Raw genomic sequence first — 11,800 nt, forward strand, 5'->3', positions numbered from 1 at the left:
CCAGCGCGCGCCTCAGCGGTCGCCCGACGTGTCGATGCTCACCACCACCGACATGCCCGGATGCAACCGCGCCGCCGGTGCCTGGCCGGCGTCGATGGACACCTTCACCGGGATGCGCTGGGCGATCTTGACGAAATTGCCGGTGGCGTTGTCGGGCGGGAGCACGCTGAACTCCGAGCCGGTGGCGGGCGAGATCTCCTCCACGCGTCCGCGCAGGCGCGCGCCGCCCAGTGCGTCGACGGTGAACGTCACCGGCTGGCCGATGCGCACGTGCTCCATCTGCGTTTCCTTCATGTTGGCCACCACCCACATGCGTTCGGGCACCAGCGCCATCAACTGCGTGCCGGGATTGACGAACGCGCCCAGCCGCACCTGCACCTGGCCGAGCTGGCCGTCGCGCGGTGCGCGAACCTGGGTGTTGTCCAGGTCGATGCGCGCCAGCTGCAACGCCGCCTCCGCATTGGCGACCGCCGCCTCCAGCACCGCCATGTTCACCGACACGCTGCGCACGCTCTGGCGCGCGATCTCCACGCCGGCCAGCGCCTCGCTCACGCCGGCCTGCGCCTGCGTGCTGGCCGCGCGGGCCTGGTCGCGATCGGCCTGCGAGAGCAGCTGCTGCTTCGCCAGCGGATCGATGCGGCGCAGGTCGGCCTGGGTCTTCTGCGCCAGCGCCTGCGCGTTGCGCACGGCGGCGTCGCTTTGCACTACCGACGCCTCCGCGCTGCGCCGCGCCTGGGTCGCGTTGGCCAGCGCCGCGCGTTCGCTTTGCAGCCGCGCCTGCGCCTGCTCGAGCCGTTGCCGGTAGATGCGGTCGTCGATCTGCACCAGCAGCTGGCCGCGCCGCACATGGTCGAAATCCTGCACCGCGACCTGGGTGATGTAACCGCCGAGCTGCGGCGAAATGATCGTCACCTGGCCGCGCACCATCGCGTTCTCGGTGCTCTGGATGGCGCTGCGGAACGGCGGCAGGCGCCAGGCGTAGAGCACGACGAGCACGCCCGTCAGCGCCACGCCGGCGAAGGCCGCCATCTGCCAGCGTCGCCGGCGTCGGCGGGCGGGAGACGGGTCAGGTGCGGCGGGCGCGGCGGGAGCTGGAGCGGGTGTGTTCATGGAGCGACGGGGGCGGCGGGAATGGAGGGGGAGGCGGCACGGGCGGCGGCGCGGTCGCGCTGCAGCAGGCGCAGGCGATGCACGAGCATCCAGACCAGCGTGAGCAGCGCGATCGCGGCGATCGCCATGAAGACATCGTTGTAGGCCAGCACGTTGGCCTCGCGTGAAGCGGCCGCGCCGAGCGCCCGCACGCCTTGCTGGTTCAACAGGGCCGGGTCGGTGATGGCCCGCGAATACGCCGACGCGCCGGCCTGCACGCGTGCGGCCACCAGCGGGTCCTGCAACGTGAGGGGCTCGACGAGCTGGCTGGAGTGGAACTTCTCGCGCACCGTTTGGAACGTGCCCAGCGCCGCCGTGCCCACCAGCCCGCCCAGGTTCTGCGCCATGCCGAACAGCACGACGAAGGTGATGAGGTTGCGCGGCTGGCCGATGACCTGGCCCATGCCCAGCACCATGGCCGGGCCGAGGAAGTAGGTGCTGCCGAAGCCGATCAGGAACTGGCTCAGCATCATGTTCTGCGGGCGCGTGAGGTTGGTGGACTGCGCATCCAGCAGTGCGCCGATGGCGATGCAGGCCAGCGCGATGGAGGAGGGGATGATCATCCGGTTGGGGCGGATGGTGATCGCGCTGGCGACGATGCCCGCCGCACAGCCCAGCGCCACCATCGCGAACAGGCTGTGCATCTGGTCGTTGTTCAACCCCAGTGCCTGCATGAAGCCCACCGCGCCGGTGCTCTGCTCCGACAACGCGAAGCGGATCAGCAGCACGGACACGCCCAGCCGCACCATCGTCCCGCTCGCCAGCCAGCGCGTGTTGATGAGCGGGTTCGCGCGGAAATGCTCCACCGCGATGGCTGCGGTCAGCAGCACGATCGAACCGGCCAGGGCCCAGCCGATCCAGGGCGCATCGAACCACCAGTCGATGCGCCCCAGCGACAACACCGCGCACAGCAGCGCGATGCCCGGCGCGAACAAGGCCAGGGTGAGGAAGTCGGTCTTCTCGAACACTTTCATGCGGTCGCTCGGCGGCAACCGCAGCATCAGCACGCCGCCCAGCGAAATCAGCGCCAGCCCCAGCTCGAACAGGTACAGGCCGCGCCATTCGCCGAACTCCAGCAGCTCGGCCGAGAAAATCCGCGCCAGCGGCGTAGCCAGCTGCGCCACGCCGATGCCCACCACCAGCCCGCGCAGCCGGTGCGCGGCCGGGAAGGCCTGCATCATGTAGTACAGGCCCAGCGTGCTCAGCGCCGCGCCGGCAATGCCGTGCGCCGCACGCACCGCGATCGCCGAGCCCAGCCCGTGCACGAACAGATGCGCGAAGGTCAGCAGCACGTACAGGCCCAGGAACACTTCGGTGAACAAACGCAGGCCGAACTGCTGGCGGAACTTCACCAGCAGCAAATTCGCCGAGACGTTGGTCATCACGTAGGCGGCGGGCAGCCACTGGACCTCGGCCGAGGTCGCGCCGATCGCGCCCTGCAGGTTCAGCAGGTTGGCCGTGACCAGCGCATTGCCCAGCCCGCCCGTGATGGCGACCAGGAAGCCGACCAGGCCGAAGGCCACGCGGCGCGCCGGCGTGTGCAGCGGGGTCGAGGGCGATCCGGGCAGCGTCGGCCGCTCGTGCGGCAGCCAGTCGCGCGGCGCGTAACGGCTCATGGGCGCGGTGGTCCTCCCTGGGCGCGGGGCCGGCGGGGACGCCTCGATGCGCGCGGCCGGTGGGGCGCAGTTTGGCACGGGGTGCGATAATCGCCGCATGAACGATCCCAGCCAGAAGCAAGACGCCAACTCCGGCACGACCCACTTCGGTTTCCGCGACGTGCCCACGGGCGAGAAGCAGAAGCTCGTCGGCGAGGTGTTCTCGTCGGTCGCGCGCAACTACGACCTGATGAACGACCTGATGTCGCTGGGCGTCCACCGTGTGTGGAAGCGCTACTTCGTCGGCACGGCGCAGGTGAAGCGCGGCGACCGCGTGCTCGACCTGGCCGGCGGCACGGGCGACATCGCGCTGCTGCTGCGCGACCGCGTGGGCGCATCGGGCAGCATCGTGCTGGGCGACATCAACGGCGCGATGCTGCGCACCGGGCGCGACCGCATGACCGACATGGGCAAGGTCGGCGGTTTCGAATACGTGCAGATGAACGCCGAGAAGCTGCCGTTCCCGGACGGCACGTTCGACCTGGTGACGATCGCCTTCGGCCTGCGCAACGTCACCGACAAGGACGCCGCCCTGCGCGAGATGAACCGCGTGCTGAAGGTCGGCGGCCAGGCGCGCGTGCTGGAGTTCTCGGAAGTGAAGGCCGACTGGTTCAAGCCGATCTACGACTTCCATTCCTTCCAGGTGCTGCCGCGCTTGGGCAAGCTGTTCGCCAACGACGCCGACAGCTACCAGTACCTCGCCGAAAGCATCCGCAAGCACCCGCCGCAGGACGAGCTGAAGTCGATGATGCAGGCGGCGGGCTTCGCGCGTTGCGATTACCGCAATCTGTCGGCGGGGATCGTGGCGATCCATACCGGGTACAAGGTGTAAGCCGTCATGTTCCTTTCGGGCCCGAGGTAGCCGGATTTCGGCGGAGTCGGGCCCGCAAGGATCGGAGCTGTTCTGCCTACGGGGCGCGAGTCAGCGGAACGAAGGGCTGGATGTCGATGTCCCCCTCGACGAGCTCGGGGGCCCGGCCGAGGAACGCCTGGAGGTGCGCAGTAGCGAGGTGGGCGTCGAAGGCCTCCTGGCTCGCCCAGACCTCGTAGACCATCCACAGGTCCGCGTCCTGCGTCGAGCGATGCAACTCATAGACGATCGATCCGGGCTCTGCTCTGGACGGCGCTACCAGCGCCATGAACGCAGCGCCAAGTTCTTCCGATCGGTTCGCCTTGGCGCGAGCGGTGGCGGCGATGGCGATGAGGTGGGTCACGGTGCCTTCCTTACGATCTCGACGAAGGGGCGCAGGCTAGTCTCTGCCGCCGTGCCGTGCAGTTGGTTATTTTCCCCGCATGTCGCGCCCCAAAGGGACCGCTGCGTCCGAGTGGGCAGGGCGTTGGTTTTGCCTAAGGTCCGAGACTGCCGGTTTGGCGCCTGGCCGAGAATGGGAAGAGTGAATACGGCATCGGCTGCCGTACGGCATGCCGCAAGACCGCCGCGGTCCTGCCGTGAGCCCGCCCGGAGGCGCTAAACTCGGCCGCTCACCCGCCAGAACGGTTCCACGCATGCGTTATTCGATCCTGACCCTGTGCCTCGCCGCTGCCCTTGCCGCCGGTTGTTCGCGCGATGCCGCGCCGCCCGCCGACACCGCCAACAAGGATGCCGCCGTGACCGCCGCCGCCGACCAGAAGAACGTCGCCGAAGTGGACGAGTACTCGTACTCCGAACCCGACAAGGTCCGCATCAACGACCTCGCACTGGAACTCAAGGTCGATTTCGACAAGAAGGAACTCGGCGGCAGCGCGACCTACACGCTGGACTGGCTCGATCCGAAGGCGACGCAGCTCATCCTGGACACGCGCGACATCACCGTCGAGAAGGTCGTCGGCGAGCGCAGCGACGGCAAGTGGGAAGACCTGAAGTTCACGGTCGCCGACAAGGACAAGGTGCTCGGCAACAAGTTCACCATCGAATCGCCGCAGCGCAATGCGCGCATCCGCGTGACCTACCACACCTCGCCGGAAGCCTCGGGCCTGCAGTGGCTCACGCCGGAGATGACGCAGGGCAAGAAGACGCCCTTCATGTTCAGCCAGTCGCAGCAGATCCACGCGCGTTCGTGGGTGCCGTTGCAGGACACGCCGCGCGTGCGCTTCACCTACACCGCGCACGTGACCTCGCCGCAGGACGCGATGGTGCTGATGAGCGCCGACAACGATCCCAACGCCGCGCGCGATGGCGACTACAGCTTCAAGATGCCGCAGAAGATCCCGTCGTACCTGCTGGCGATCGCCGCGGGCGACCTCACGTTCCAGCCGATCAGCGAGCGCGCCGGCGTGTGGGCCGAGCCGGGCATGGTGAAGAAGGCCGCCGCCGAGTTCGCCGACACAGACAAGATGATGCAGACGGCCGAACGCCTGTACGGTCCGTACCGCTGGGAGCGTTACGACATCCTCGTGCTGCCGCCGTCGTTCCCGTACGGCGGCATGGAGAACCCGCGCCTGACGTTCGCCACGCCGACGGTGATCGTGGGCGACAAGTCGCTGGTCTCGCTGGTGGCGCATGAACTCGCGCACAGCTGGTCGGGCAACCTGGTGACGTTCTCCACGCCGAAGGACAGCTGGCTCAACGAAGGCTTCACCAGCTACGTCGAGAACCGCATCGTCGAGGACCTGTACGGCAAGGAAGCGGCCGACATGGAGAAGGTGATCTCGCGCAACGAGCTGGCCGCCGAGTACAAGGAGCTGGATCCCAAGCTGCAGGTGATGGCGCTGCGACCGGGCACGCTGTCCGATCCGGACGGCCAGAGCAGCTCGACCGTCTACACCAAGGGCGCGTGGTTCCTGCAATTCCTGGAAGAGCGCTACGGTCGCGAAGCGTTCGATCCGTTCCTGAAGGAATACTTCAACCACTTCGCGTTCCAGTCGATCCCGACCACGACGTTCATCGAGTACGCCAAGGCCAACCTGCTCGCCAAGTACCCGGGCAAGGTCACCGAAGCCGAGCTCGACCAGTGGATCTACGAGCCGGGCGTGCCGGACAGCGCGCCGAAGACCGTGTCGCCGCGCTTCGACGCGGTGGACGCCGCGCGCAAGGCGTGGCTGGACGGCGGCACGCTGCCGACATCGGGCGCGACGGCGAAGTGGAGCACGCAGGAGTGGGTGCACTTCATCGACGGCATGCCGCAGACGCTCAAGCCCGAGCAGCTGGCTGCGCTGGATGCGGCGTTCAAGTTCACCGGCACGCCGAACGGCGAGATCGCGCAGCGCTGGTACCCACTGGCGGTGCGCAGCGGCTACACGCAGGCGAACGCGGCGGCGGCGGAGTTCATCAGCCGCGTCGGCCGTCGCAAGCTGATCATGCCGACCTACGTCGAACTGGTGAAGACGCCCGAAGGCCTGAAGCTGGCCGAGGACACCTTCGCCAAGGCGCGTGCGGGCTACCACCCGATCACGACGCAGTCGGTGGAAGAGACGATCGCCAAGGCGAAGCAGCCGGCGAAGTCGTAAGCGGCTCGAAGCCGTGCGTTTGCCCCTCCCCCTGCTCGCAGGGGGAGGATGGGAGGGAGGTCGCGCTTGCGCCGTCGAACGCTGCGTACATTCGCCATCGTCCTTCTCGCGTTGCTGCTCGCCGCCGCCGCGTTCCTCTGGCGCAACCCCTACGCCCTCATCAGCGGCGACTTCACGCGTCAGCGCGTCGTCGCCGGCCTGTCGAAGGAGAGCGTGCAGATCGGCGAGGAACGTTGGGTCTACGCCTACAGCGACGACGCGCCGGCCGATGCACCCACCGTTGTGATGCTGCACGGATTCACCGGCAGCAAGGAGAACTGGTATTCCGTCGCGCGCAGGCTGCGCGGGAAGTACCGACTCGTCATTCCCGATCTGCCCGGCTGGGGCGAAAGCCGGCGCATCGAGCGCGCGGACTACGGCTTCCTCGCCCAGAGCGAACGCGTCGCGCGCTTCATCGATACCGTGTCGCCGGAGCGCAGCGTCGTGCTGCTGGGGCATTCGATGGGCGGTGGCATCGCCGCGCTCACGGCCGCGCGGCATCCGGGGGAGGTCGCGCGCGTGGGGTTGATCGACGCGGCCGGCGTGCGCTTCGCCGACAACCGCTTCGGCCTGGACGTGTTGGCCGGACGAAATCCGTTCGGCGTCAGCGATGCGAGCACGCTCGAACGCTACCTGGACACGGTGTTCTTCGACGATGCGGCCAAGCCGGTGATCCCGTGGCCGGTGGATCGCATCTACATCGAACGCCGCCGGGCGGACGCGGCCTTCGAACAGCACGTGCTCGATCGCATCGGCCGCGGCAGCGAGCGCTTCCTGCCCGGCGAAGACGCCGCGCGCATCCGCCAGCCGACGCTGCTGCTATGGTGCCGCCAGGACGCGGTGATCGACGCCAGCGCACTGGAGCTGTACGCCCGACGCATTCCGCAGGCGCAACGCGTCATGCTCGACGGCTGCGGCCACATGTCGATCCTGGAACAACCCGACGCGGTCGCTCGTGCGGTGATCGCGCTGATCGAACAAGGAACATCACGATGAAGCACGCTGCATTGCAGTTGTCCGTTCTCGCGCTCGCCGGCGCGCTCGTCGCGTGCCAGCCGGCGGCCGATCCCAAGGCCGAAGCCGCCGCACAGGCCGCCGCGCAGGAGCAGGCGGCCGAGGAAATGGCGAAGTCCTTCGAGACCGAATACGGAAAGCAGAACTGGGCGCTGGCACGCGCGCACGGCGACGTGCTCGCGGCGAAGTATCCCGCCAGTGCCGCGTTCGCCCGCATCGAAGCGCGGTATGGCGAGGTGAAGGACAAGGCCGCGCAGGAACGCGAGCAGCGCCGCACCGCCGCGTTGTGGACGTACCAGACGCAGCCGGTGGAGAAGGGCGAGCAGGTTTCGGCGTCGATCTACGCCAAGGATCACGTCGACACCGACGGCAGCGGCCCGCGTCCGGTGCAGCTGATCTTCCGCGACCGGCCCGACTGGGGCCGCAGCAGCTACCTCGTGCTGGAGAAGGGCGATTTCGACTGCTACGGCGGCTGCAAGGTGAAGCTGAAGGTCGACGATGCCGCGCCCAAGCCGGTGGATGCGAGCCGCCCGAAGACCGACGAGGCCATCGCCATGTTCATCGAGGACGAGAAGATGCTGTGGAAGACGGTCAAAGGCGCGAAGGTCATCGCGATCGAATTCCCGGTGAAGGCGGGTGGCACGCGCACGGCGGTGTTCGAAGTAGCTGGGCTGGATTCGTCGCGGATGCCGAAGTGGAACTGAGCAGGCGCAAGGCTTCGGCCAGTGCGCTGGGCCTGGCGCTGCTGCTCGTCGCGCTGGCCGGGTGCCGGGAGTCCGGACGATCCGCGGCGCCCGAGGACGTCGTGGCGGGGCTGCGCATTTCCGACGAGCCCGCGGTCCTGCCCGAAACCCGTGTGTCCGCGCCCGAGCCCGGCTCGCCGCGCGCGCAGGCGCTGGAGGCGATGGCAAAGGCCGAGAGGTTCGAGCTGTACTCGCTGCAACCGTGGCAGCCGCCTGCACCGGCGGGCCCCCCGCCCGCTTATGGCACGCCGCAGCGCGAGATCTTCGATCGCGAGCAGACCGCCGCGTGGCGACGCAGCGAGAAGGAGTGGTGCACGCGCGATGCGTGTCTGGATCGCAACAAGATCCTGGGCAGGACAGTCGTTGGTGCGGCGGATGCGGCGGCCGTTCGGGACGCGCTGCATGCGTCGTTGTCCAAGGTCCCCAGCTATGCGGCCGCTTGCATCCCCGAGTATCGCCATGCGATCGCTTTCCAGGCGCATGACCACCGCTACGAAGTCCTGCTTTGCTACGGCTGCGGGCAGGTCGGTATCGTCATCGATGGAGCCGTGGCGCTGGAAGCCGACCAGACCTACGAGATGGGCGACGAGAAGGCGTTGAACGCGATCCTGCAACGCGCCGGCATCGCGCTGGCGGCGTCGCGTGGCGCGCGCGGCTGAAGGTCCGCGTCTCCACACTGCCTTACGCGCTGCATTCGTAAGCTCCTCCCCGATGCCGGCCATGTGCCGTGTATCGGGCGACGCGAGCACGGAAGCCCGCGCCGGTTCGCCAGCCGCATGCGACGCGATCGGATCGCAGTCGGCGCGGCATCGCATTGGGTGGAGGACGCCATGCTCTCCCCACGTCTGCACAATCTGCTGGACCAGGGCCAGGCGCCCTACACGACGCTGACGCACCCGCGCACCGTCACCGCGCACGAGACCGCATCGGCCACGCGCGTGGAGCCCAATCACTTCGCCAAGACGGTGATGATCAAGGCCGATGGACGGCTGGCGATGGTGGTGATGCCATCTGCGTATCGGGCCGATCTCTACCGCCTGTCGTTGGCGCTGGGCGGCGTGCCGGTGGAACTGGCCGAAGAGAGCGAGTTCCGCGAGGCGTTCTCCGACTGCGAGCCCGGCGCGATGCCGCCGTTCGGGCATCTGTACGGCATGCCGGTGTACGTCGATTCGCGCCTGGCGCACCAGGACGAGATCGCGTTCAACGCCGGCAACCACACCGAAGTGGTGCGCATGCCGTATCGCGAGTTCGAGCGCCTGGCCGCGCCGGAGATGCTCTGGCTGGCGCACATGATGTGACGCCGCTTCGCGGCGTCGGGATTTGGGATTGGAGATTCGGGATTCGAAGAAGCGCTGCTCTTGCGAATCCCGAATCCCGATTCTCGAATCCCGGCCTTACAGCGCGTAACCGAACTGCTGCTTGAACTGCTCGCTGAACTCGTCGAAGTCGAAGCGCTGGTTCTGCGTGCCCGGATGCTCGACCTTCAGCGCGCCCATCAGGTTGCCCATGCGGCCGATGGTGAGCCAGTCGTAGCCCTTCTCGATGCCGAAGATCAGGCCCGCGCGGAACGCGTCGCCGCAGCCGGTCGGATCGGTCACGCGGCGCTCGTGCGCCGGCGGGATGTCGAAGGTCTTCTCCGGCGTGTGGATCTGCGAGCCGTTCGGGCCGCGCGTGGTGATGTAGGCCTTCACCCGCTTGACGATGTCGCCCTCGCTCCAGCCGGTGCGTTCCTGCAGCAGGTTGGACTCGTAGTCGTTGACGGTGACGTACTGCGCCAGCTCGATGAAGTTGCGCAGCTCTTCGCCGTTGAACAACGGCATCGCCTGGCCCGGATCGAAGATGAAGGGGATGCCGGCGTCGGCGAATTCCTGCGCGTTCTGCAGCATGCCTTCGCGACCGTCGGGGCTGACGATGCCGAACGTCACGCCCTTCACGTCCTTAACGTGGTTCTCGTACGACCGCATCATCGCGCCCGGATGGAACGCGGTGATCTGGTTGTTGTCGTGGTCGGTGGTGATGAAGGCCTGCGGGGTGAACAGTTCCTGGATGATCTTGACGTGATCCAGCGGAATGCCCTGCTGCTCGAAGTGCTCGCGGTACGGACCGAAGTCCTGGCCGGCGGTGGCCATCGGGATCGGGTTGCCGCCCAGCAGCTTGAGGTTGTAGGCGATGTTGCCGGCGCAGCCGCCGAACTCGCGGCGCATCCGCGGCACGAGGAAGGACACATTCAGGATGTGCACCTTGTCCGGGAGGATGTGGTTCTTGAACTGGTCCGGGAACACCATGATGGTGTCGTAGGCCATGGATCCGCAGATCAGTGCAGACATCGGAAGTACCCAGGTCGAGGAGGCCGGCCGCGCAGGCGGCGTACGGCGGTTGCGAGAAAATCGCGGGAGGCGGCCCAGTGCCGCGCGGGCGCTAGGGTAGCCGCTGGGGGCGTCCACGGCCAGCCGCCGGGAGCGGCCCGCCACCGCGAACTGGCCTAGGACATATCCGAAAGGTGACTGAAGGCGCAGGAAGTACCGGGAAATCCGGGTTTTTTCCTTGCTCGACAAGGGGGGCGTTGTTAGGCTAGCGAACCCCTCGCTCGCCCCTCATTCCACGGCCGATCCTCGATGTTCAAGAAGTTTCGCGGCATGTTCTCCAACGACCTGTCCATCGATCTGGGCACGGCCAACACCCTTATCTACGTGCGCGGCCAGGGCATCGTGCTGAACGAGCCGTCGGTGGTCGCCGTCCGCCAGGACCGCCTGATCGGCGGCAACCGGACCGTCGCCGCGGTCGGCAGCGAGGCCAAGATGATGCTCGGGCGCACCCCGGGCCACATCACGACCATCCGCCCGATGAAGGACGGCGTCATCGCCGACTTCACCTATACGGAAGAGATGCTCAAGCACTTCATCCGCAAGGTGCACAAGAGCCGTTTCCTGCGCCCGAGCCCGCGCGTGCTGGTCTGCGTGCCTTGCGGCTCGACCCAGGTCGAGCGCCGCGCGATCAAGGAATCGGCCGAAGAAGCCGGTGCCCGCGAGGTCTACCTGATCGAGGAGCCCATGGCGGCCGCCATCGGCGCCGGCATGCCGGTGACCGAGGCGCGCGGCTCGATGGTCGTCGACATCGGCGGCGGCACCACGGAAGTGGCGGTCATCGCGCTGAACGGCATCGTCTATTCGGCCTCGGTCCGCATCGGCGGCGACCGCTTCGACGAGTCGATCATCAGCTACGTGCGCCGCACTTACGGCACGCTGATCGGCGAGGCCACGGCCGAGCGCATCAAGCTCGAGATCGGCTGCGCCTACCCGCAGCAGAAGGCCGCCACGGTGGAAGTCTCCGGCCGCAACCTCGCCGAGGGCGTGCCGAAGATGATCACCATCAACTCCAATGAAGTGCTCGAAGCGCTGCGCGAGCCGCTGGCCGGCATCGTCTCGGCGATCAAGCTGGCACTGGAGCAGACCCCGCCGGAACTGTGCGCCGACGTCGCCGAGCGCGGCATCGTGCTCACCGGCGGTGGCGCGCTGCTGCGCGACATGGACCGCCTGATCAGCGAGGAAACCGGCCTGCACGTGCAGGTCGCCGACGACCCGCTGACCTGCGTGGCCCGAGGCGGCGGTCGCGCGCTGGAACTGGTCGACATGCACGGCAACGAGTTCTTCGCGCCGGAATAAGCCGCAGAAGGGGAATCGGGAATCGGGAATCGTTGCGGCTGCGCTGCGGCGTTCCCGGCCTGGTCCCAGTACAAGCATGCCGGGCGGGGCG

The 11,800-nt window shown here is 67.8% G+C and carries 11 protein-coding genes; 7 read left to right on the forward strand and 4 right to left on the reverse strand.

Translation table 11 applies throughout. The annotated features are described in order from the left end of the window. Nucleotides 1-12: 12 nt before the first annotated feature. Together AAFF32_RS05720 and AAFF32_RS05725 are read right to left on the reverse strand one after the other, a co-directional pair. The gene (locus AAFF32_RS05720; protein WP_342316775.1) at nt 13-1,110 is read right to left on the reverse strand and encodes an HlyD family secretion protein; all 1,098 of its coding nucleotides are present in this window, start codon (nt 1,108-1,110) and stop codon (nt 13-15) included. Next, a complete protein-coding gene (locus tag AAFF32_RS05725) occupies nt 1,107-2,765 on the reverse strand; it encodes an MFS transporter (RefSeq protein ID WP_342316776.1) in 1,659 nt (552 codons plus the stop codon). The genes AAFF32_RS05720 and AAFF32_RS05725 overlap by 4 nt, the downstream gene beginning before the upstream one ends. A 97-nt stretch (nt 2,766-2,862) precedes the next feature. On the opposite strand from AAFF32_RS05725, the gene ubiE reads away from it, so the two are divergent. Then, nucleotides 2,863-3,636 carry a bifunctional demethylmenaquinone methyltransferase/2-methoxy-6-polyprenyl-1,4-benzoquinol methylase UbiE gene (gene ubiE / locus AAFF32_RS05730; protein WP_216961317.1) on the forward strand — a complete coding sequence of 258 codons (774 nt, stop codon included), beginning with the start codon at nt 2,863-2,865 and terminating at the stop codon, nt 3,634-3,636. A 76-nt stretch (nt 3,637-3,712) separates the two neighbouring features. Here the strand turns inward: ubiE and AAFF32_RS05735 are convergent, their stop codons facing one another. Next, nucleotides 3,713-4,018, reverse strand: coding sequence for a putative quinol monooxygenase (locus tag AAFF32_RS05735; protein ID WP_216961314.1), 306 nt, complete (start codon nt 4,016-4,018; stop codon nt 3,713-3,715). Nucleotides 4,019-4,310: 292 nt separating this feature from the next. Here AAFF32_RS05735 and AAFF32_RS05740 point away from each other — a divergent pair, with 292 nt between their 5' ends. The 5 genes from AAFF32_RS05740 to AAFF32_RS05760 all read left to right on the forward strand — a co-directional run bounded on the left by AAFF32_RS05740 (nt 4,311) and on the right by AAFF32_RS05760 (nt 9,345). Beyond that, nucleotides 4,311-6,251: a M1 family metallopeptidase gene (locus AAFF32_RS05740; RefSeq protein WP_342316777.1), complete on the forward strand. Its 1,941-nt coding sequence runs from the start codon at nt 4,311-4,313 to the stop codon at nt 6,249-6,251. A 66-nt stretch (nt 6,252-6,317) separates the two neighbouring features. Then, entirely contained in the window at nt 6,318-7,286 is a 969-nt protein-coding gene (locus AAFF32_RS05745) for an alpha/beta hydrolase (protein ID WP_342316778.1), read from the forward strand. Beyond that, a complete protein-coding gene (locus AAFF32_RS05750) occupies nt 7,283-8,008 on the forward strand; it encodes a hypothetical protein (RefSeq protein ID WP_216961307.1) in 726 nt (241 codons plus the stop codon). Before AAFF32_RS05745 ends, AAFF32_RS05750 begins: the two co-directional genes overlap by 4 nt. After that, on the forward strand, nt 7,999-8,706 hold the full coding sequence (locus AAFF32_RS05755) for a hypothetical protein (protein WP_342316779.1): 708 nt from the start codon (nt 7,999-8,001) through the stop codon (nt 8,704-8,706). The genes AAFF32_RS05750 and AAFF32_RS05755 overlap by 10 nt, the downstream gene beginning before the upstream one ends. Before the next feature lie 171 nt (nt 8,707-8,877). Continuing rightward, nucleotides 8,878-9,345, forward strand: coding sequence for a YbaK/EbsC family protein (locus tag AAFF32_RS05760; protein ID WP_216961302.1), 468 nt, complete (start codon nt 8,878-8,880; stop codon nt 9,343-9,345). A 96-nt stretch (nt 9,346-9,441) separates the two neighbouring features. Here the strand turns inward: AAFF32_RS05760 and AAFF32_RS05765 are convergent, their stop codons facing one another. Further along, on the reverse strand, nt 9,442-10,374 hold the full coding sequence (locus AAFF32_RS05765; protein ID WP_216961299.1) for a carbohydrate kinase family protein: 933 nt from the start codon (nt 10,372-10,374) through the stop codon (nt 9,442-9,444). A gap of 288 nt (nt 10,375-10,662) precedes the next feature. Here AAFF32_RS05765 and AAFF32_RS05770 point away from each other — a divergent pair, with 288 nt between their 5' ends. Then, entirely contained in the window at nt 10,663-11,709 is a 1,047-nt protein-coding gene (locus tag AAFF32_RS05770) for a rod shape-determining protein (RefSeq protein ID WP_137833221.1), read from the forward strand. Nucleotides 11,710-11,800 lie beyond the last annotated feature (91 nt).

The organism is Lysobacter sp. FW306-1B-D06B (assembly GCF_038446665.1).
Taxonomy (GTDB): domain Bacteria; phylum Pseudomonadota; class Gammaproteobacteria; order Xanthomonadales; family Xanthomonadaceae; genus Lysobacter_J.